The sequence below is a fragment of the Burkholderia sp. BCC1972 genome (genome assembly GCF_905339605.1).
Lineage (GTDB): Bacteria > Pseudomonadota > Gammaproteobacteria > Burkholderiales > Burkholderiaceae > Burkholderia.
The window spans coordinates 50,179-71,622 of the sequence record NZ_CAJPGH010000009.1; the positions used below are offsets into that span (position 1 = coordinate 50,179).

Here is a 21,444-nt window from a genome sequence, read left to right on the forward strand (position 1 = left end):
CGCCGGCCATGCGCAGAATGACGGCTCATCCGGGGCTTCCAACAATCATCCGCCCCGGCTCTGCCTCGCGGCCGCGCGCCGCACGCCCCGACGACGATGCAACCGAACTCCCCGCCCGGCGCGATCCGCACGATCGGCAACGACTGGTCCGTTTCCGCGATCACCGCGGGCTTCCTCGCGGTCCTGATTTCCTACGCGGGCCCGCTCGCGATCTTCTTCCAGGCGTCGCAGGCCGCGCATGCGTCCAACGAAATGGTGTCGTCGTGGGTGTGGGCGATCTCGATCGGCGCGGGCGTCTCGGGCCTGTTCGCGAGCTGGAAGATGAAGGTGCCGGTCATCACCGCGTGGTCGGCGCCCGGCACCGCGCTGCTCGTCGGCCTGTTTCCGCAACTGACGCTCAACCAGGCCGTCGGCGCGTACATCACGGCTGCGCTCATCATCCTGCTGATCGGCGTGACCGGCTATTTCGACCGGCTCGTGCGCCACATTCCGCGCGGCATCGCGTGCGGGATGATGGCCGGCATCCTGCTGCCGTTCGGCATGCACGCGTTCTCCGCCGCGTCGGATCAGCCCGTGCTCGCGTTCGGGATGATCGCAGCCTACGTGATCTTCAGGCGCCTGCTGCCGCGCTACAGCATCGTGCTCGTGCTGCTGACGGGCGCCGCGCTCGCGACGCTGCTCGGGATGACGCATCTCGGCAACGTGTCGCCGAGCATCGCGCGGCCGATCTTCATCACGCCCGAATGGACGCTCGGCACGACGCTCAGCCTCGCGCTGCCGCTCGTCGTCGTCAGCCTCACCGGCCAGTTCCTGCCGGGGATGACGATCCTGCGCGTGTCCGGCTATCACACCCCGGCGCGGCCGATCATCACCGCGACCAGCGTGATGTCGCTCGTCGTCGCGTGCTTCGGCGGAATCACGATCGTCGTTGCCGCGATCACCGCGGCGCTGTGCACCGGCAAGGACGCGCACGAGGATCCGGACCGGCGCTACATCGCCGGGCTTGCGAACGGCACGTTCTACCTGATCGGCGGGCTGTTCGCGGGCACGATCGTCACGGTGTTCTTCGCGCTGCCGAAGGCATTCGTCGCGATCCTCGCAGGGCTCGCGCTGATCGGTGCGATCAGCGCGAACGTGCACGGGATCTTCGAGGACGAGAACCACCGCGAAGCGTCGGTGATCACGTTTCTTGCGACCGCGTCGGGAATGACGTGGCTCGGGCTCGGGTCGGCGTTCTGGGGGATCGTGATCGGGTCGGTGGCGTATGGGGTGTTGAACAGGGTGCGGGGGCGTCAGCGGAATTGATGCACACGCATGAGCCGTCCTCGAATGCTCGCGGCAATCCCTTCCCGAGCACGGGTTCGTCGGCTCTCGCGATTCGGTTCATCGAGTGCGCGGGTCGGGTCAGGTCATGTCCTTTGCACTTCATGGATCGTCACGACGCCTGACCAGTCAGGCACTACCTCGATGTGTTGCGAATAGCGCCGCCGGCCAACAGAAGCTGATCGACAAGCTCGAGTTTCAACGGCTTGTCCGCATCGAGCTTCTTCTTTTCGATCACATACTTCCACCCGTCGCCATTGCCCGGGTTGCGATAGAACGCCACGATCGCGACGTATTTCGTATCGGCCTGCATCGGCTGCGATAGACTCGCGGCCGCCCCCGGATTCAACACCGCGGCAAGGTTAGCCTGCAGATCCTGTGCAAGCACCGTCCGGTCATTCTTCAGCAAATCCTCGTAGGACGCACCGTCGAACATCTTGCGGTCCTTCAGCTGATACACGCGCACCGCGACCGACGTCGCGCGGCCGGCGTCATCGGGGTTCAGTGCCTCCCGGGCGGACAGATCGACGTTGAGTACCTTGACCTGCTTGAAGAATACCGCGTGATACGCGCTCGACGAGGCGTCCGAGACGGACTGCCAGGCGCCGCAGGCAGACAGCAGTAGAACAGACAAGACGGTTGAAACAGCGAAACGGATGGACATTGATGCTCCTCAGCAATGCATAGTGCAGGTCATGAGCGTATTGGGGTCAGGCGTTGTCGGCCAGACACGAAGCGCAAGCTGATAGCAGCAAAACGGATGCAACGGCTGAAGCGGAAAATCTGAAGATCATGCGTCATTCCTGATCAAGCATGCGATGCGGTAAGGTATGGATTGTGAGTCGTCGCGGGAAAAGCTTCGTAGACGCCGAGCGCAATGTTGACGATACGTTCCTCGTCAGCGGGCAGCACGGTAGTCCAGCCGAGCCGAGGCCGCGGTCCGGCATTTCCCTGACCGATCGCCGGGTCCGGCGTGTATCGCGACGACACCTCCATACGCAGGTGTACGTCCGCCTTGACGCCGACATATAACTGCACAAAGGCCATCAAATCGCGATGCAACGCTGCACCCGGCAACAAGTCCTGCGCCTGCCGAGCATCGGCCGGGCGTAACGTCACACGTACCGCCCGACTTCGATACGCCATCCGCTTTCCCAATACGTAACCTCCGCCCAACCCTTTACGTTGACTGGTTCCCGACTTCCCGACAGCAGGCCCGGCACCGGTAAGCGGCCGCGGCCGCCCCGTCGACGTCACGACCGGCCAGAACTCGTCGACCCGAACCTCGACTCGCGGAATAGCCAGCGCAATGGCGCCTGCCAGTCCCTCCGGCGTGCGAGTGCGCTGAATCAGAAGCCCCAGCAGTGCCAGCATCCGTGAATCAGGCAGGCCGGCGCGCTTCGGCTTGTCGCCCCAGCCGAACCCGGCCAGACACAACAGGTTGCGCGAGTGCGCATCGATGCCGCCAGGCCTGAAGTGTTCGGGATAGCGATACTTCCGCCAGGCGCGATACAGCAACGTGACATACCGGTGATTGAATTGATCGAGAAACGCCTCGACTGCCTCGTGCCCTTCCTCGCGCAGCACGATCTCGTCGATCATGTGCGACGGCATCGCCGCATCAACGCCGTACAACCCCATGAAGGTCGTGCGCACGGTCGGCGGTGAACCCGGCCCGAACGTGTCCGATCCGTCATCGAATTCGACCGACGCGACCTCACTCGCCGGAAAACCCATTCGCGGTCGTGGCCGGAAGCGAACCGGTTCATGCTCGAGCGCATCCCGTGTACCGAACCCCGGCTGATCGGGAAAACGCACTTCGAGCAACCGGCAAAGCTGCATGAAGTTCATCCGTGGTGCGCGCGCCAGGAGCGAGGCGACCAGCGGATCCAGATTCGGGAAGTCGTGCAGTTTCATAGCGGCGCCCGCTCGGCCTTGCTGCGTGGCCATTCAATCCGAGCCTGCGACGGCAGGCTGACGATCTCGAGCTTCGTGAACAGGTTAATGTCGGCGTAGAGCGCGAAGAAGCGATGCAGCAGTTCGCCGAACAGCATCACGTCACCGTCTCCAGCGAACGCATGGCTGTCGAGCGTGACCTCGATCAGCACGCCCCGCTCGACCGAGCCACCCGACACTTCCTCGATCAGTGCCTGTGACACCCACAGGATACCCGCGAGCCGTCGACGGTTCAGCTCGTCGTCCGTCCAGTCGTAGAGCGCGAGCGCCCCACGCAGCACTTCCGCGTTCATCATCGACAAGAAGTTCGGCGCCAGGTGCGACAGCACACGCCACTGGAACCGGTCTTCCGTCGGCGGATACAGCGGCAGCGTCGGCGAGACGAGATTGCGTACCCCGGTGACGTTCTGTGAACTGGTCGAGAGTTCGTCGAGACTGGCTTCCCGCAGCCCCTTGCGCGGCAGCAACCCGTTCGTGCCCGTCACGCGCAACGACAGGCTTTCCTCGGGCAGCGCCTCCATGGTTTCCCATGCATGACCACCGAGCACCACCCACGTTTCGTGCAACCCCGCCACGCCCGAGCGCACGCGCGAATGGAAATACCGCTCCGGCGCCTCGTGGCGCAGCATGCCACCGCGATGGCGGAACGTCGCAAACGGTACGTATTCATATCGCTCGGCCGTCTCGTGGTCGAATGCCTCGATCGCGTCGACGGAATACGTTTCGACATGCTCGCCTTGATGCCCCGCCGGCACCACGCGATATTCGGTTTCGTGATGATCGATCTCGATCGGCTCGGCATCCAGCTCGAACAGGTTGATTACGGGCGAGCAGAATAGCCGCACGTTTTCTGCGCTGAAGCGCTGGTCCGACGGATAGGTCTGCGTCAGCACGATCTCCAGCTCGAACCGGGTGGTACGTTCGGGCAGCTTCGTGACGTCCAGTCCGCAAAGATCCACAAACAGGAATTTCTCGCGGAACGTGAAGTATTCGAGCAGCAACTGATAGCCGGAGAAAGCCGCATCGGCCTTCGGCCACAATCGTTCCTCGGCCGAGAAGCCGGCCGGCTCGATCGTGACGCCGGCGAGCGGCATCGCCTCGCCGTCGCGGATCTCAGGAATGCGCAACTGAATCGTGTCGACCTGGCGCGTGAGCGCAAGGTGCATCGCGAACGCTGTCGGCAGATCCGCATTCAGGTACAAGCGCAACCGGGACAGATCCGTTTCCATCGGGCGTGCCGACCCGCCGAGCGAGAAGCCGAGCCGGATCACCGAACGGCCGTCGTGGCGCACGGTCGGCCCGGCGTGCGTCACCGTGACCGGTTGCAGCGTGACCGCTTGCGTGGTCCTGTAGATGCATTGCACGGTCTTCGGCGACAAGCCTTCCACGCCGGCCTGCGACGGTACGGCGATCGGCGCGGAGCGTATCGATACGCCTGCCGGCACGACTTCGGTCTTCTGAAGCTTTTCCGACAGCGGGATGAGCTCCACAACCGACAATGAGGGGATCATGCGCAAGTAGTGCGGCCATAGCAGGCTGACCAGCCCCTCCGTCAGCTCCGGCAACTCGTCGTCGAGCTTCTGCCGAAGGCGCCCCGTCAGGAATGCGAAACCCTCGAACAGCCGCTCGACGTACGGATCGCGATCGCCGACACGGTCGAGGTTCAGCAGTCGTGCACGATCGGGATGCGCCTTCGCGAATTCCTTGCCGGACTCGCGCAAATAGCGCATTTCGGCTTCGTAGTAACGCAGGATGGGATCGTCGTTTGCCATGGATTCTCGTTACGAAAGAGTCAGCGCTCGAGCCGGATCGAGCACGATAAGTTCCGCCTGCAGTTCGCCGATGCGGCGCGCGAGCGCCGGTTTGTCGGCGTCCTTGCGGTTGCTCGTCGCTTTCAACGCTCGCACGAGTTGCTGCTTGACCTCGAACGCCAGAGCAGGCTCCCAGCGCATCACCGGCAGCGAACGCGACGACGTGTCGAGTTCGACCAGCAACGCAAGGGCCGTATCGGGTCGTCCCGCGTGATCGGCCACGCGCGCCATCACCAGCCGCTGCAGGAAGCGGTGACGCTCGGTCTTCAGGCCGGGTAGCGCCTCGAGCCATGCGAACGCGGCCTCGACGCCGTCGCGCGCGACCAGCTCGCGAGCCTGCGCCTCGATTTCCGGCCAGTCGCCCGCATCGCCTTCGCCGTCCGCGGATAACGGCAACTGCGCAACGGTCTCGCCCGCTTCGAGGTCGCGCACGACCGCGTGGCGGGCGATCCACTCGAGCGTCGCGTCGTCGGAGAATGGCGTGCCGTCGCTGAACGAAAGCCGCTCGATGCCGGGCAATCGCGCGAGGAACAACGCGAAGTCCGTGCGCAGCACTTCGCTCCACGCGTGGTAGGGTGCGCCGACACGATCGAGCGCGACGTGCTGGAAGTACTGCAGGTCGAACCACAGGTGATTCACGCCTTCCATGAACGCCCCTTCGACGCGCTCGAGCAGTTCGTGCCATTGCTTCTGCAGCACGAGGCGCTTAAGTTGCTGGCGCAACTCGGCGCGTGGCGGCGTCAGACGCGTGTGCGACGCGGTATCCGACGGCGGCACGTCGTGCAAGGTGTCCCACCGAACGCTGCGCGCGATACGCACCGACGGCAAATAGCCGTTTTCCTGATCGCGCAGCCATGCCGACATCGAGCGGGCATGGTCGAGCAGGTCGCGCGCCGATGCGATCGATCCGCTCGATACGCTTGTCGAAGCGGGCGTCTGCGGCATCGCCGAATTCGGGCTCACGTTGCGAACCGGTTCATCCTTGTTCCCAAAGCGGGCAACAAGCGGATGCAGGTTCGGACGGGCGGCGTCGGACCACGTACCGGTGCGGGTGACAAGCACATCGAGCGCGGCAATCGCGCGCTCGCGATCCGCGGGCGCGAAGTCTCCGCGGCTGTCCAGCGTTTCGATCATTCGCGCGGTCGACAGCATTTCCAGCGCTGCGCGCTTTGCCTCGGCCCGCGCAGGCAGCAAGGTCTCGCCGAACCGGTCGACCAGTGAAGCAGCCAGCTCGAGTCCGTCGGCGAACCCGGCGGGACCATCCTGACGCAGCCGTGCAAATGCGTAGTAACCGACCAGACGCAGATCCTTTCCGGTTTCCTTGAGAAGCTGTTCGCATGCGCGGGTAACCAACCCGTCGTCGATTCCGGACAGCTTGGTCGCTTCGTCCTTCAGTTCGAAGAATGCATCCTCGTAACCGGGATCGCGACCATGCGCGTGCTCCCCCGGTATCGGGGCAAGCCATGCCGCCCAGGTATTCCGGCGCGCTTCGTGCAGCGAATCGATGCGTGGACCGCCGACGAGTGTCTTTACGAAATTAGCTAGCGTCATGGCAGGTCTCAAAACGCAAATGCGTCGCCCAGCAAACGGAGGGCGTGTCCGAACGGTTTGGAGGAAGCGTCGGGGGACATCGAAGTCGTCGCCAGCGACGACACCGTCATCCCCGGATTGGCCGTGGGCGACTTCATCCCGGACGTGCCCGGCTGCGCGTCCGCTCGAGCCGATTCCGCCGCTGCGGTTCGACGAGGCGCCGGCTCCGGCGTCGCCGGCATTGGCTCATCCGGCAACGACATCGCCCCGGGAAGTCCCGGCGGCAACGGCACGACAGCATGCTTCGCCGCAGCGATTGCCGCAGCCGGCAACGGCGGCGGACTGGCTGTCGACATCTTCGGCCCGGTACCCGCTGCCCCGGTCACGAAAATCCGCGCTGGCAGCACAAAGTTGCGCAACTGGAGTACGTCGAGCGGCCCGGCGCCCGCCTCGCTGCGCAATTGCACCTTCAGCGGAATGCCCTGGCTCGTGTCCGGCATCCAGGTCAGCAAGTAACGCGCGTTGTCCTGCTGTGCGACCTTCGCACGCTCCAGCAGCCGGATCAGGCCGAAACGCCCCTGCGAGTCGAGCGCCGTGCGCAATCCGCCCTGCTCGGTCTGCCATTCGATATGCGAAAGGTTCTCGAGCGACTGACCCGGCCACTCGAACGGCACCCACTCCTGCTTCTGGTTGAAGTAGTGCAGCTCGCGCCCGGACAACACGAACTTCATGCCGGTGACGCCCGGCGTCGGTACGGCCTGCAGTTCGTACCGCACGCGCGCGTCTCCGGACGGGAACAGCACGGTCGAGATCCGCGTGAGCTTGTTCAGGCTGCTCAGGAAGACCGGATCGATCGTGAGCGCACCCTGGTCGGCACCTTGCGCGACGACCCACCGATCGCCCTGCCGCTCGATGACGCCGGCGAGCTGCGTGGCAACGAACTGTGCGATCACGCCATTGTCGGGCCGCATGAAGCGCGCCATCTCAGGCAGCGACGCGTCGTTGTCAGCGTCCGCGAACGGATATCGGCCGCCGAATGACTTGTTCCAGTCGGCCAGGATCGCCGTCCGCCAGATTTCGTTCAGGCTCGACGCGGCCGGCTGCACGACGACTTGCCACGCCTGATCGAACGGCGCGCGAAACAGCGCGCCGAAGCCCGCCCACTGTTCGCCCAGGCTCGCGGCCACACGGCTCGCGTAGTCGCGGCTATCCGAGATATCGGACGTCTTGCCCTGCAGGACCGACTGAGCGGCCAGCCGCGCGATCGCATCCGGATCGGCACCGGAAACGATCTGCGATGCCTTCAGACGCATCGCCGTGACCCGCTCGAGGTAGCGTGCGAGACTGAGGTCGCCGGTCGCGGCCAGCTGCGTGGCGGCCTTGCCGTTAGCCGACGCGCCTAACGCCAGATCGCTGCCGGTCAGGCGCAGGATCGGGCCGAAGGCTACGGCAAGCGGCGCGAGCTGGGGTTGAGCCTGCTTCGACGGATCTTTTTCGTCGGCACCGACCAGTTGCTGCGCCTTGTTGATCAGGCTCTCGGAGAGCGACTGTGCGCTCGCGCCGGCGCCTGCCTGATAGACGATCGCATTCATCAGCGCGACGAGCGGCGAACGTTGCGAGTCGCCCAGCAGCGTCAACTGGTCGGCCGTGGCTGACAGCGTCGGCGCGGATTGCCAGCGCAAGCTGTTGAGGAATACTGCCCATGCGCGCGCGTAGTCGTCGAAGTAACGTTGGCGCAATTCGGCTTTCAATGTCGGCGGAGGGAAGCTGCTGTCCTTGTTGTCGGATGCGCCAACGGAGTTTCCTTCGGGCCGCAATACCCAGTCGCCAGACACGTCGCGCTTGGCGCTTGCGTCGTCGATCGCCTTCGAGATGCGCTCATCCCATGCCGCACGCGTGAAAACACCGGGGACGGTCGCGGTCGTATTGAACAGGCCACGACTCGTCGTGTCGCCGAGCAGCGTCGCGAGGGACACCGGCGGATATTTCGGCGTCGCTTCGTCGATGATCTGCTCGTAGAGCGCGTCCGTGGAGTGCTGGATGCCCCGCACACTGATCACGGTTTGGCGAGCCGACGCAATCAGGTTGCCGTCCGGCGTGATTGCGAACGCGGAAGCATTGGGTGCGGGGACACGGCCAAGATGGCTGGCGAAGAACGCGATAGCGTGCAGACGCAGGTCTTCCCAGGCGCCCGGCGACAGAGGCGAATTCGACGGGCGCGCGGGCACGGCTGTAGCGGCAAGCTGGGGCGTCAGGAAAGCGGCGACGGCGCGCTCCGGCTTCGCGAGCATCAGGTAGGCCTTGAGCGTGTCATAGGCGGCCTGGATCTGTGCATTTCCGCCGTCGGCGATTTGAGCATCGGACAGGGATGCAAGCTCCTGCAGGCGCGCTTCGAGCTTCTGGCGAATCGGGGCGACGAGAATGCGGTTCGTCGCGCCGGCGTAGCTCGGCCACAACGCGTCGAGCAGTGCGCCGTCGCGATTCAGGCCGAATCGCGATGACCACGGCGCGCCTTCGCGCTGATGGACTTCGAGCGTGTCGATCTGTTGGCCCAAGGTGCTCAGGGCTTGCAACGCCTGTGTGTGGTCCTGAACCGTGGAGAGATTGGTGATCGTGTCCGCGGTGCTCTGGATCGTTGCGCGGTTGACGAAACCAGACAGCATCGTGCCGGCGATCCAGCAACCGAGCAGGCCGATTGTTAACCACGCGGCCGCAGTCGACAACGAGAAGCCTACGCGGCGACCGTGGACCTTGCGACTGTGCTCGGCGACGGTTTGCCATATCGTGCGGTGTGGCGGGTCGACGGGCTGGTCATCATCGTTCGCGCTGGCCGGTGCCTGCGGCGATGCCAGTTCCCGTTCCTTGAATAGCGGTGCGAACAGAAGTCCGTGGACCGAATGCCGCCAGATGCGTGATTGGGAGGTTTGTAGCACCAGACCCGACAGCGCACGTCCGAGGTTCGAAATATGCTGCGACAGCTCAGCGGGATAGCGGTCACCTGCGTCCTTCGTCAGGCGCACGACACCGGCATCCGCAAGGTTGTCGGCCAGGTCTTGCAGCGACGCGTCAATCGCATCCGAGCTGAAGCGCGCGTTGGTCCAGGTGAAGCCGATTGCCTCCTCCGGACTCGACGTATCGCTGCCGAAATCCGTCACATTGAGCAAATAGGCCGGCGCGGCCCAGCGCAGCGCACGCGCGTGGCGCGCAAGCCACTGCGACAGATTGTCGGTATCGAATGGGGCATCGACGGAATTGCGGTTACGTGTGACTGCGACAATTGCATCGACCGGACGGCGGCGGCGCAAACGGCGGATTTGGTCGAGCCATGCGGTATCGAGCGTGCTGCTCGTTTGCCTTGCACACAACAGTACCGTATCGCCGGATATTGCATAGCCGGTGTCGAGCAGGCCCGGCGCGAGACGCTTCGCGAGCGGTTCATCACCGGCAATCAGCACCCATCGTGCGCAATAGCGCCAGCGCCATCCGTGGCGGTCGCGCAGTTCATCACGAAGCGCTGCAACCCGGTCGGCCTGTCCTAGCGCTTGCCCCCGATCGTCACGGTCAGCCGACACAGCACGCTGGCCAGCGTCGTATCGGGCGAACCAGCGGGAAGCTTTCAACGATGCGATCCAAAGCAGCACGCCCTCGAAGTACTTGACCAGCAGGATCACCACCAGCAAGACCGAGAACAGGAAAAGCTCGATGATGATCCGTATCTCACTGGACCAGCCATGCCTAGGCCCTTCCACCCATACTGCGATACCGAGTGCAAGGAAGACGATGGCGGCCGCGATGCCAATAAAGAGGCCCACAGGTCGAGTCTTGGTGTCGTTCTTGTTGTCATTCATGTCTGTTTTCTGCACACGAGGGCGATCAAATCTTTTCCTTCGCCACACAGCACCATTTGCGGGTCGCCCGTTATCCGGGCACTTTCTGCGGCAAGGGCAACGGCCAGCCACGGTCCCGCGCCTGAACAATCGCCCACTGATTCCTCGACCACATTCCAATGCGTCTGGTCGAGAAATGGCGCGGCTTGCCGAACGGCGCCGACGCTGTCATGCGTCAGGCCGTGTGTCCACACCGTGTGCAAACGGTCGAGCGAAGACTGCCCCCAGCGAGCACCCAGGCTGAACGTTCGGGCGGACGAATCAAGCGCATCTTTGGCAGGACGATGCAACCGCAGTCCGACAGGATTTGCCTGTGACTCAAGTCGTGGTCGCCCCGTGAGCAGGGCCACGCCTACCTCTGCGACGCCATCAGACAGAACAGCACTGATTGCGTCGCGAAGCTCAACGGCGATCAACAGGTGGGCCGTATTGACGTCTCGCCTATCAAGCCACGCGTCCGTTCGAAAGAGGGACGACTGGTGCTTTCCCGGTCTCAGGTCTATCTTCAAAGCAGGCACACGCTCCGCAATCAATTCCTGTATGCGGGTTTCGACGATCCCAAACTCCACTCTGGAGCGGTGCTGAAGCTCGACAAGCAGCGTTGTTCGCGGTGGAAGCGCCCTAAGTTGCGGCAGGAGACCGTCGATCAAGCGCTCGAGCAGCCACATACACACCGCTTGATGGCGAGCATGTTCAGCGAGTTCGTTGCCCGGATGAAAAGGCTGATCGGGAATGTCGAGCCAACGCGCATTGACTTCGCTATCCGCGACTGCGCCACTCGGCCGTAGCTTTGACAATTGGGTGCCTTTGAGGATGCCCCCAAGCGAGTTTTCCAAATCGTTCGCGGCGAAGCACCAGGTATGACCCAATATCGCCAGCGGTCTGGCCGCCAATGCATGGCAGCGCTGCTCGGCTTCGTCGCTGACGCGATTCGTCGCAAGCGCCTGATTGCGGCGGACGTAACCGTATCCGAGCCATGCGAACAGCAAAAATGCCCAAGCCAGAAAGGGGTAACCCACGGCACAGAACCAAAACCACAGCGTGTTGGTCGGACGACCCGCTGGCCAGAGCATGACCGTCAGGGTCGCTCCTGCTCCGATGACGAGCACCAGCAGGATCGGCCAGGCGATCGTGGAGACATAGGGCGGCGGAGGCACAGCCACCCGCGGCGGCACGCGATTGAAATCGACAGGCATCGCTTAGCGAACCCGCGCTCCGCCGGTCGACGCAATGAGTTCCGCGCCACATCGCGTGTGATCACCGTCGCGCGATAGCGGCGACGTGCCATCTCTCATCCTGCCGCTCCCTTCGACGATTTCGTTATCGCCGTGGATCGGACATGAGACCTTGTCGCCGACACGTGCGGCTCGACGACCTTTTACCTTGATGCGATCCGAGCCGGTCAGGATCTTGCCGCCGTGACTCGTCGCGTCACCTTGATATACGAGATTTTTCATCGATTCCAGAGTGTTTTCAAACCCGACACGAAGAAGGGAAAAGCATGCAGTCAGTCATCTACACCATCGACAGGTCGATTCGTTCTTAACCCACGAAATACTCGTTGATTTAGCTGCTGATAAATTCCCGGCGTGCACATATGATTTGACACAAGGCCCCCACGCCTTTTTACATAAATTCCATTTGGAGAACCTTGATAAATTACGTAGTCGTACGCTCCGACCGTGAATTTTACGTGTGTAAAATTCAAATTCCCTGTAGAAATATCGCTAATTTCGAAGAGATTCCTCGGGGGGCTTGGTTTTTCCGGAAACTGCAACTCGACACGACCCGGCACCCCATATCTGTACTGTACATATCCATTGTTTGGCGAAATATTCCCCGATGCGCACAACGAGACCACTTTCCCACCAAGTGGACAGCTGAAATAGACTTCCTCGTGTGGCTGGCACAATGTAATTTCATCGGCATTTACTACTTGACATCCAAAAATTGCACCAAGAAGACCAATTGACGCATGTAGTGATCGATAATTCAATTGAAATTCCCGCGACTGTTTACTTCCTTTAAATTGCCGACGCGCTTACCACGGCCATCCGTGTCATTGCCCACAATTCCAGCAATCTCGCTTACCCGCTCATTAGCGAAACGAAGCATCGGACATCTTAAGAAAATATTGCCTATAGAATTAAGACTCGATGATTCAATTATCTATGGAGCATGCATTCACGTCTTCACAACGAATCCATCGCTCGATAACATTCCCGTTCTTCTGACGATACCTTGACACCACGAACCCGCTCGACAAGCTAGATTCATTCACCAATACTGAATCATCTTGCACAAGATAGGCTCTAGTAACTGATGATTTCTCAGGCATCGCGTATAGATATGCCCTCTTTGAAATCACTGCATGTCCGACCCAGGCACCCGGCTCAACCGGTGCTACGTGGATAGATGTGCCGTTCCGGCCGCTGGTCAGAGTCCTCTTCAGCTTGTCGGCGTTTTCGGTGTCTCCATCCCTCTGTAATTGGACAAGTAGTTTCAAATAAGCACTTCTGTTACCTACACTCGGTGGATCACACGCAAGCAGATTGTCAAATGCGGTACCTTCCGCCAAATATGCCAAGATTGGCGGCTGTGAAATTTGGTATCCGGTTTTGTGTTTCGATGAGTAAGCGGCATAGATGTCGGCTGCAATAGGTGGATGATCGAAGATCGGCTCAATGTTGACGGACCACTCGTGAGGTGGGCGCCACTCTCCACCACAGACTGCGTCTTGCGCCACATGGACAACGCAACCGTCCTTCATACGTACGAAGGCACACAGATACTCGGAATGCACCGACACCCCGCTGGAATCAGCGAGATCTCCTTCAGCAGAAAAATTCACGATCGAGTACTGTTTGTCTGGAGACAGACTGTTTGAGCCGGGATCGTAAAATCTCAATCCTTCATCGAAAGGGGTAAATATCGTGCCATCTGATCGCTTAAAGTGAAGATCTTGGTAGGCGTCGTGCCCGCGATTGGTATACTGCAAAACACTTGACTCACCCGAGACACTTACCTGGGCCTGCACACAGGCAGGCAGTACTGCCGAGAACAAAAGTAGGGATCTACGAATCATTTGAAGTCCTATAGCATCCCGCGAAGGTGGCTGTAACGTTCTACAGGAGAGTCCATATGGCGTGATGGGCCATAGATTTGAATAAGTTCGGCTTCATACTGCGATCTATTGTCACCCCATTGCGTCGGGTCTGCGCCCAATCCCGTGTGCCGTGCCCGAAGTGCATTAATCGATGCTCCAATATCTTTAGAGACATTACCGGGTGCGTTGACGTCTTGATCAAGAACAAGTGCGCGACCTAACCGGGATAGAAAGAAGTCGCTTGCAGAATTAATATAGCCACGCGGCTTCTTAGCGATGGCAATATGCAAACGACCAATGAAATCCACCACCTGCTTCTTCTGATACTCCTCATTGATCATCGCGTGTGCAATGGAAGCCAACGGTTTTGACTCTTTTGGAAATCCACTGTCTGTTTCTTGAAACCCCTTCTTGATGAAGTCATAGAGTTCCTGCCCGGTAATTTTTCTACTTTCCGTATCACTGGATGAATAATAAATCCTCGCGCCCTCTTCCTGTACAACGGACCATCCGCATCGGCCAAAAACTTCCTCAAACAGACTAGGATTTTCGTTCCGAAACTCCCAGATCTGTCGTGGGAGCTCTCCGTAGCCTTCGGGTGTCACGGTCTTCTGCATGGCACCGGCACTGAACGTCTGCCAGTCCCAAGCCTGCACAGCATCCATATTGCCTTCGTTGGATGACATGGCGATCACGATTGCCTTTTCGTCCTCAGTGGCCTTAGACTTAGCAATGAGATCGTCCCATCCTGTGAACTTGTCCAACTTCTTTGTACCCGCAAAAACCGGGCCATAGTATGTCTGAGGCGGATAGTGACGCCGGCGTCTTACCCAACGATAGCGATTAAATACCTTGCCAAGACAACATCCACAGGCACAAGTATCGCTCTTGAAAAAATTCCCCCCTACCGCGATCGGATGAATATGAAAAACATCAGGGCCGGGGAAGCCGGGCACCGCTGCCTTCACGTCATCCCACCATGCGAGCTTTTCGATCCGCTTCTGCTCTTCCTCGTGCTGTGACTGGGGTCCAGTTTGCTGCTCCAGTTCAGCGGTCAGCCGTCGCCACTTCGACGGATTGGCCCACTCACTTTCGTGCTTCACGATCAACCGAGACGCCGCCTGCATCAGCCAGGGATATCCGCCACGCTCGGTTTGCGACAGCGCGCATAGCTCGCTAACCGCTTGCCTGCCATCGCCTCTCGTGAACAATGCGTCGTATACCTTGGCCATCAACGGACTGAGCTTCGAACGCGAAGCAAGCTCCGCAACTTCGGCACCGCGACTCCATTTAACCCATTCCTGGGTTGTCGCAAAAATCGTGTGCGTCGGATCATGGGCTTCCGCTACGCACTCGAAATCCACCCACTTCTGCGCGAACTCCCGTGTCACCCGGCCGCTCGGGTGGTTGAAATCGCACACCCAGCCGTCGATCGGCTGACCTTGCGCGTTCACCCCCTCGACGTGCCACCAGTTCACCGGGTAGCCCGGATCGGGACTCGGGTGCTGCTGGGGAACGCGTCGATTCGAATCGCGCGCAAGTTCGGCGATCGAATACAACTGGACGGTGTCTGTCTTTCTTGACTGCGGGTCAGCGCCGGGGACGAACGTGTCGCCCTGGGTACGTTGATACAGCACCGTTCCCGACGCGATCCGCAGAAGCGTCGGCTCGGACGGCAGTCCCAGCGCCGTCCAGTCCTCCTTACGCGGACCGTACTGGTTGACCCACGCGCGCCCCCGCTCCAGGAACGACTGGATACCGTCGTCGCAGAACACCTCGATGTGCGCCATCCGGGTTCCGGACGTGCGGTCGTTCAGTGAATCGTAGCAGCCGAGGTGGCCGATCAAATCGCCCGCCTTGATTGGAATTCCGGGGGGGTTGCCTGGATTGACTTGGTCCGTCACTGCCACAACCCTATCGAACATTGAGTCCTCGACGACCTCCTCGACAACCGGCCCACCGTTTTCCTCTCCGAGATATACCCACTTCCCGATCACGCTCGACGGTTCGACGTATTCCCCGGCCTCTTGGGGATAAGGCAACGCCCCATGGATATCAGTCAACTGCCCCCACGGCTTTCCACGCTTCATCTCAATCCTCCCGATGCCAACTTTGGCACCCTGGGGTAGAACGCCAACAGGGCCTCCGTTGGGAGTCTTGCGAACCCGCAGCCCCTGCTGGGACGGATCGGGAACTTGCCCATTGCGACCCACCAACGGCTTGTCCTGCGCGTACTGCGTGACCTGCCATTGCCGTGGCCAGTACGACGGCTTGCTGCGGTTCGGGAAGTTTGCGTAGTCTTCCCACGACATCAGATGCATATACAGGCTGTAAAACGTCAGCGTCGTGCCACGCGGGAACTCCATCGTGTGCTGCACCAACGCGAAACCCGTGCTGTACGGTGCCTGAAGCGGCGACCCGCCCCCGGCTTCAGCGACTTCGCTGATCGGGTATCTCTTGTTGACGCGAAATGCGATCAGCGTGCCGTCAGCGATGCAGCGCAGCCCTGCATCAAGATCCAGCGCTTGCCCCGCACCAGCCTCCGTGATGTGGATTCCACCGTGCCACATCCCGGTGCGGCTAACGAGATACGCGCCTGAGGGCTCGCGCTCAGCCAGCAGCCGATATATCTCGTGCTCGTCCGTGAACTGTGCGGATGCTTCGGACTGGCCCCGTCCCTTTCGAAGGAATGGAAACGCAAACGGCAACGGCTTCAGCTTGACCGGAGTCGGCGTCGGTGCTTGCGGCTGCGTCGGTGCGGGTCGGTTTGCCATAGTCGTTCGTTATTCAGAAAATCCGAAGTTCGTTACTTTCTTCACATCGTTGAGCGGCGCCTGAGACCAAGTCGCGAACTTGAAGTTGCCGCCGTCTGCACCGTCGATCGTCAGGTTGCCTTTGATCTGGATTTCTCCTGCAGGGCTACCGAGAATGATCTTGCCGCCTGAGAGCTTGACGTAGGCGCCGGCCCCGTCGCCGAGCGTGACGCCTTTGCGGCCCGTGATGACCACCTCGCCATCCGACGAGCTCACTGTCATGTCCTGCATCGACATCAATTCCATTGCGTCGGACTGCGCCTGGATCTGGACCTTGCCCTTCGCGGCAAAGATACGAATCCCAAGCTTCGCCGCGAAAAGCGAAATTGCCTCGCCAGCTGCGATCGCGATTCGCTTCATGACGCCGATATCGAGCCCATCACCAGCCGTAACGAACATTTGGTTGCGAGCGGCAAGCTGCATCTGCTGTCCGCTGGCTAGTCCGATACCATCGGGCGCCGTTGCGACGAGAACCGGCTTCTGCAGTCGCCTCAGCTTCTGCTGAATCAGCACTCGCTGTTGATCGATGTCGGCTTGAAGCGCTTTCGCAGCATTTGCGGAGTCGTTGAGCGCCTTCAGAATCTGTTCGGCCTGCTCGAGCGTCGTGTCGGCATCCTGCATCGCAAGTTGCTGGCCGGAGGCACCTGGTTGCCCTTCCGCAGTAACCAACACGCCCTTTGCTCCCCTGACAGTCGCCGGTCCATCGGTGCGCAATTCAGCACCACGCCCGCGCTCCTCGCGCTCACCATCGACCATATGGCCGAGGTTCAGCTCACTAGTCTGAAACGGCGTCGCCAGATGAACGTGCTCGACCCCTTCCTTATCCTCCATCCGCATCTCGTTCCGCGCGGCGGTGCGGATCAGGTTCCGGGTATGGTTCTGACTGGTGACAAGATCCGGATGCAGACTGTCATGCATCGCTCCGATGATCACAGGCCGATCCGGATGACCTTGCGTGAAAACAACAGCCACTTCCGCCCCGTCAATCAGCGGAAAATGATGCCCATAGTCGTCACCGCTATACGGCTTCGCGAACCGCACCGGCCGGCTTGTCCCACCCGGGCTCCACTCATCGAGGTCGAACGGCAGCTTGATCACATACCAGCCCTGTTCGGTCAGGTACGCGTACTTGTAATCACCGGGCGATGTAATACGCGCCGGCAGGATGCCGTCGATAGCCGGTCGCTTGATGGTATCGATCGACGTGCGCCAAACACGATCAGACGGAATCCCCTCGAAGGTCATCCAATACGACTGATCGCGACCACCCTGCGACTGAACCGCCGTGATGAAGATCCCGTGCTTCGCATCAGCCGGGTTCGGCTCGATCCGCATCACTTCACCGGCTTCGAGCCAGAACGGATTCCCTGTGCCTTTGAACGTGATCTGCGCGGCGAGATGTTCCTCGTGACGACGGCGCGCCACACCTTTACCATCTTCCGGCGTCTCGTAATGCTCGCCCCAGCGGTAATCGACGCCGCTCGTCGTCGTGTCGTCGCGCGCGGCGTTTTCCTCGACCAGCAGCGACACACCGGCCTGCCGATGGTTGTAGTCGTGCAGACGCACGGCTTCAGGCACGCGCCGAGTCCGCTTCTCGAGCGTCTTGATCGCGTCCGCGCCCGCACTTTCGAGCCCCGAGTCTCGCCGATACGACACGGTGCGCTGCTTGCGCGCATAGGCATCAAGATCGTCGCCAAACACGAGCACCGCGTGATCTTTCTTCTGCTCCCAGCGAAACCAGATCCCTTCCTCCGCACAAATTCGCTGGATAAAGGCACATGTCGTTTCGTGATACTGGGTAATGTACTCGCGCCGCTTGTATTCGCCTCGCAGCTTAAACAGGAAGTCGACCCCGGCGCGGTAGCCGTAATGACGCAGCGTGTCGGTCACGATCTCCTCGACGGACTGCTTCTGGAACAGCCGGCTCGTCACGCCCCGGTTCAAGTCGGCGAGCTTCGGCTCGAGCCGCACGCGATAGTGGGTCTGATCGGTCGAACTCCCGAACTCGTCGAACTGCGTGATGACGCCGTGGATCGTATAAGCCGGCGACATCGTGCTGAATTGCCCGGCGTTCTCGCCGAACATCCTGCGCAGATAGTCCAGGTTGGGATCGACCGGCGCGATGATGAATTTCGCGGGACGGCCGATCACTTGATCCATCGGGATACCGGCCATCGGGCTCGTGAATTCGACGTCGTAGCGGTACAACTCGCTCACGGCGTCCCGGCCCGTAAACCGCAGCACGGACGTCGGCGCCGGATGAGGCGCCAGCTTCAATTCATAAGCCTGCGACGGCAGTATCATCGACATGGATCTTCTCTCAGGTGCACGAACATAACGGCGCCGCCGGGGCAGCCATCAGCGCCCCGACGGGTCATGCATGAAACGTCGGATCAGCCCTTCGCCTTCGGCATCTGCGACACAAGCGACAGGCCGATGTCCATGCCCTCGACCTGGAAGTGCGGGACGATGAAGAGCTTGATGCGGAAGAAGCCGGGGTTGTCCTCGATGTCCTCGACCGTCACCTTCGCCTCGCGCAGCGGGTGCGACGCCTGCAGCTCGTCGCCCGGATCCTTCATCTCGGTGACGAGCCCCTTGATCCAGTTGTTCAGCTCGAGTTCGAGCAGACGCCGGTCCTTGGTCGTGCCGATGTTCTCGCGCTGAATCAGCTTCAGGTAGTGTGCGATGCGCGACAGCAGGAAGATGTACGGCAAGCGCGCATTGATGCGGCTATTGGCCGTCGCCTCCTTCGTCTCGTACAGTGCCGGCTTTTGCGCCGAGCTGGCCGAGAAGAAGCACGCGAAGTCGTGGTTCTTGTAGAACGACAGCGGAATGAAGCCGAGATTCGCGAACTCGAACTCGCGCGTTTCCGGGATCAGCACTTCGGTCGGAATCTTCGGCTGCACGCCGGTGCCGAGGTCATACAGGTGAACCGGCAGGTCCTCCACCTTGCCGCCCGCTTGCGGGCCGCGAATCTGCACGCACCAGCCATTGCTGACGAAGCTGCGCACCATGTTGGCCGCGAACGCGAACGACGCGTTGACCCACAGATACTTGTCGTGGTCCTGGCCTTTCACCGCTTCTTCGTAGTTGAACGCACGCACCGGCGTCGTATCCTTGCCATACGGCAGGCGGCCGAGCACGCGGGGCATCGTCAGGCCGACGTAACGCGCATCGTCGGTGTCGCGGAAACTCTTCCACTTGATGTACTCGGCACGATCGAAGTAGTTGCCGATATCCTGGATGGACGCCACTTCTTCCATCGAATTCTTGCCGAAGAACGCCGCGCCCACCGAGCCGATGAACGGCATGTGCGCCGCAGCCGCGACCTTCGAAATATTGCGCAGCAGCGCGACATCCACCGGCGAGTTCGCGAATTCGAAATCACTGATCATCGCGCTGATCGGCTGGCCGCCCGGCGTGTCGTATTCCTCGATGTATGTGAGACGATACAGGCCGCTCTGGATCAGTTCCGGCGAATCCTCGAAGTCGCGCTGCAGCGCATCCTTCGATACATCCAGCACCTCGATGCGCGCGTTCTTGCGGAAGTCCGTGCGCGACACGAGCATCTTCAGGCCGCGCCAGCGACCTTCGAGCGCCTGAAAATCCGGCGCATGCATGACCGCGTCGAGCTGGCGGCTGATCTGCCGGTCGAGCTGCCCGATATAAAAATCAAGCAGCGACTTGTCGAGTCGGTCGACCGGCTTGCTTTCCTTCGCGATCAGGCTGAGCAGCGCGTCCATGCCGCGTGCGACCCGTTCGTCGGCCGATGCCTCCGACAACGCGTCGTTGTCGCGGAACGCTTCCAGCGGCCGAGCCTCGGCGACCGGCTTCAGGTTGATCTTGTTGCACAGCGCGGCATAGACACTGTCGTTGTCGAGCGCGATGGTTTCCGTGGCGCCCTGGCGCGATTCATTCTGGTTCATGTTTCTCTCAGTCACGTTTGGTATGGCTGCGTGGTTGCGGGAGGCGGTGACGGCCGTCTTGGGCCGGCCGCGTTCACGCATGGCCTTCCTGCTGCAGGGTTGCCGTGGCGATTTGTCCCAGTTCGCCGCGCAGCTTGTCGGACAGGCGCTTGTCCTTCAGGATCTTCTCGAACTCGCGGCGGAACATGCCGTTGTCGAGCAGATTCGACTTGAGGTCGCGCAACAGATTGCGCATCGCCAGCATCGCTTGCAGCTCGGGAATCTGACGAGCAACCTGCTCGGGCTCGAAATCCTTCATCGAGCGGAACGAAAGATTCACCGGCAGTTCGGAGCCGTCGCCGGCCAGGGTGTTCTCCGCGGCAATCTTGAGATCCGGTGCATGGTCGGCCAGGACCGCGTCGAAGTTGTTCTTGTCAATATTGACCTTCTTGCGTTCGGCCAGCGGCGCCTGTTCGCGGCCCACGCTGAAATCGCCCGCGACGAGCAGCTTCAACGGCAGCTCGACCTTCTTCTGGGCCCCGCCCGTATGCAAATCCAGCGTAATCGAGACGCGGCTCTTCGGAATTTCTCTCTGGAAGCTATCCATTTGTAGTCCTTATTTAGTGATGGTCAAGCATTGGGCGGGCACACGGCGTGTTCGGCACGTTGGTCTCTTCGATATGTCACGCGTGGATGCAATGTCCAGCGTGTCCCTATCGATATTTCATCGCATGGTCTCCGTTCGCACGGCGAAATCGCATGTGACTTATACACGGCAAACTACGAATGAGTCAAAGCGCGTCGTTCAAAAACCACAACGGTCAAATGCAAAAAATCGCAAACATTCCGAAACAATTTACAAATTCAAAAGGCGCCGATTATTTTCGAGATAAATTGTATTCGAGCCGAATGATGCTATTCAAAGCGACCGGCATTCCCGCCGCATCCCTTTTTTACACGGTTACCCGCGCCTTTCCCATTGATCGCAAGCCATCTTTTCAGCGCCGCTCAAATTCGCCCGATAAATCATATATCCCAAAAATAATCACCGGACGAATTGTGAAGTTTGTTCACATTTCATATATTTAAGTTAGTAAACCAAACTATATGGGA

13 protein-coding genes are annotated in these 21,444 nt (G+C 60.7%); 1 reads left to right on the plus strand and 12 read right to left on the minus strand.

Annotated elements, in window-relative coordinates; translation table 11 throughout:
* The first annotated feature begins 96 nt into the window (after nt 1-96).
* On the plus strand, nt 97-1,305 hold the full coding sequence (locus U5798_RS15195; protein ID WP_322082516.1) for a benzoate/H(+) symporter BenE family transporter: 1,209 nt from the start codon (nt 97-99) through the stop codon (nt 1,303-1,305).
* 154 nt (nt 1,306-1,459) lie between these two features.
* Here the strand turns inward: U5798_RS15195 and tssJ are convergent, their stop codons facing one another.
* From tssJ to tssB, 12 genes are all read right to left on the minus strand, one after another.
* Nucleotides 1,460-1,987, minus strand: coding sequence for a type VI secretion system lipoprotein TssJ (gene tssJ, locus U5798_RS15200; protein ID WP_322082517.1), 528 nt, complete (start codon nt 1,985-1,987; stop codon nt 1,460-1,462).
* Between the two features lie 143 nt (nt 1,988-2,130).
* Nucleotides 2,131-3,273, minus strand: coding sequence for a type VI secretion system baseplate subunit TssG (gene tssG / locus U5798_RS15205; protein WP_415859500.1), 1,143 nt, complete (start codon nt 3,271-3,273; stop codon nt 2,131-2,133).
* Nucleotides 3,237-5,051 (minus strand): type VI secretion system baseplate subunit TssF, encoded by a 1,815-nt coding sequence (gene tssF, locus U5798_RS15210; RefSeq protein ID WP_322082519.1) that lies wholly within the window; start codon nt 5,049-5,051, stop codon nt 3,237-3,239. The genes tssG and tssF overlap by 37 nt, the downstream gene beginning before the upstream one ends.
* Before the next feature lie 9 nt (nt 5,052-5,060).
* Nucleotides 5,061-6,641, minus strand: a complete 1,581-nt coding sequence (gene tssA / locus U5798_RS15215) for a type VI secretion system protein TssA (RefSeq protein WP_322082520.1) — start codon at nt 6,639-6,641, stop codon at nt 5,061-5,063.
* Nucleotides 6,642-6,649: 8 nt separating this feature from the next.
* Nucleotides 6,650-10,468: an ImcF-related family protein gene (locus tag U5798_RS15220; RefSeq protein ID WP_322082521.1), complete on the minus strand. Its 3,819-nt coding sequence runs from the start codon at nt 10,466-10,468 to the stop codon at nt 6,650-6,652.
* Entirely contained in the window at nt 10,465-11,703 is a 1,239-nt protein-coding gene (locus tag U5798_RS15225; protein ID WP_322082522.1) for a hypothetical protein, read from the minus strand. The genes U5798_RS15220 and U5798_RS15225 overlap by 4 nt, the downstream gene beginning before the upstream one ends.
* Nucleotides 11,704-11,706: 3 nt before the next feature.
* Nucleotides 11,707-11,964 (minus strand): PAAR domain-containing protein, encoded by a 258-nt coding sequence (locus U5798_RS15230; RefSeq protein ID WP_322082523.1) that lies wholly within the window; start codon nt 11,962-11,964, stop codon nt 11,707-11,709.
* A gap of 704 nt (nt 11,965-12,668) precedes the next feature.
* Nucleotides 12,669-13,592 (minus strand): hypothetical protein, encoded by a 924-nt coding sequence (locus U5798_RS15235; RefSeq protein ID WP_322082524.1) that lies wholly within the window; start codon nt 13,590-13,592, stop codon nt 12,669-12,671.
* An 8-nt stretch (nt 13,593-13,600) separates the two neighbouring features.
* The gene (locus U5798_RS15240) at nt 13,601-16,387 is read right to left on the minus strand and encodes a hypothetical protein (protein ID WP_322082525.1); all 2,787 of its coding nucleotides are present in this window, start codon (nt 16,385-16,387) and stop codon (nt 13,601-13,603) included.
* Nucleotides 16,388-16,396: 9 nt separating this feature from the next.
* Nucleotides 16,397-18,736, minus strand: a complete 2,340-nt coding sequence (locus tag U5798_RS15245) for a type VI secretion system tip protein VgrG (protein WP_322082526.1) — start codon at nt 18,734-18,736, stop codon at nt 16,397-16,399.
* 83 nt (nt 18,737-18,819) lie between these two features.
* Entirely contained in the window at nt 18,820-20,352 is a 1,533-nt protein-coding gene (gene tssC, locus U5798_RS15250) for a type VI secretion system contractile sheath large subunit (RefSeq protein WP_322082527.1), read from the minus strand.
* A gap of 73 nt (nt 20,353-20,425) precedes the next feature.
* Complete coding sequence (gene tssB / locus U5798_RS15255; protein ID WP_322082528.1) at nt 20,426-20,938, minus strand: type VI secretion system contractile sheath small subunit; 513 nt, start codon at nt 20,936-20,938, stop codon at nt 20,426-20,428.
* Between the last annotated feature and the right edge of the window lie 506 nt (nt 20,939-21,444).

Bases quoted from the DNA above. Each gene is read 5' to 3' on its own strand.
- U5798_RS15195 (WP_322082516.1), top strand. From the start codon at position 97: ATGCAACCGAACTCCCCGCCCGGCGCGATCCGCACGATCGGCAACGAC.
- tssJ (WP_322082517.1), bottom strand. From the start codon at position 1,987: ATGTCCATCCGTTTCGCTGTTTCAACCGTCTTGTCTGTTCTACTGCTG.
- tssG (WP_415859500.1), bottom strand. From the start codon at position 3,273: ATGGCCACGCAGCAAGGCCGAGCGGGCGCCGCTATGAAACTGCACGAC.
- tssF (WP_322082519.1), bottom strand. From the start codon at position 5,051: ATGGCAAACGACGATCCCATCCTGCGTTACTACGAAGCCGAAATGCGC.
- tssA (WP_322082520.1), bottom strand. From the start codon at position 6,641: ATGACGCTAGCTAATTTCGTAAAGACACTCGTCGGCGGTCCACGCATC.
- U5798_RS15220 (WP_322082521.1), bottom strand. From the start codon at position 10,468: ATGAATGACAACAAGAACGACACCAAGACTCGACCTGTGGGCCTCTTT.
- U5798_RS15225 (WP_322082522.1), bottom strand. From the start codon at position 11,703: ATGCCTGTCGATTTCAATCGCGTGCCGCCGCGGGTGGCTGTGCCTCCG.
- U5798_RS15230 (WP_322082523.1), bottom strand. From the start codon at position 11,964: ATGAAAAATCTCGTATATCAAGGTGACGCGACGAGTCACGGCGGCAAG.
- U5798_RS15235 (WP_322082524.1), bottom strand. From the start codon at position 13,592: ATGATTCGTAGATCCCTACTTTTGTTCTCGGCAGTACTGCCTGCCTGT.
- U5798_RS15240 (WP_322082525.1), bottom strand. From the start codon at position 16,387: ATGGCAAACCGACCCGCACCGACGCAGCCGCAAGCACCGACGCCGACT.
- U5798_RS15245 (WP_322082526.1), bottom strand. From the start codon at position 18,736: ATGTCGATGATACTGCCGTCGCAGGCTTATGAATTGAAGCTGGCGCCT.
- tssC (WP_322082527.1), bottom strand. From the start codon at position 20,352: ATGAACCAGAATGAATCGCGCCAGGGCGCCACGGAAACCATCGCGCTC.
- tssB (WP_322082528.1), bottom strand. From the start codon at position 20,938: ATGGATAGCTTCCAGAGAGAAATTCCGAAGAGCCGCGTCTCGATTACG.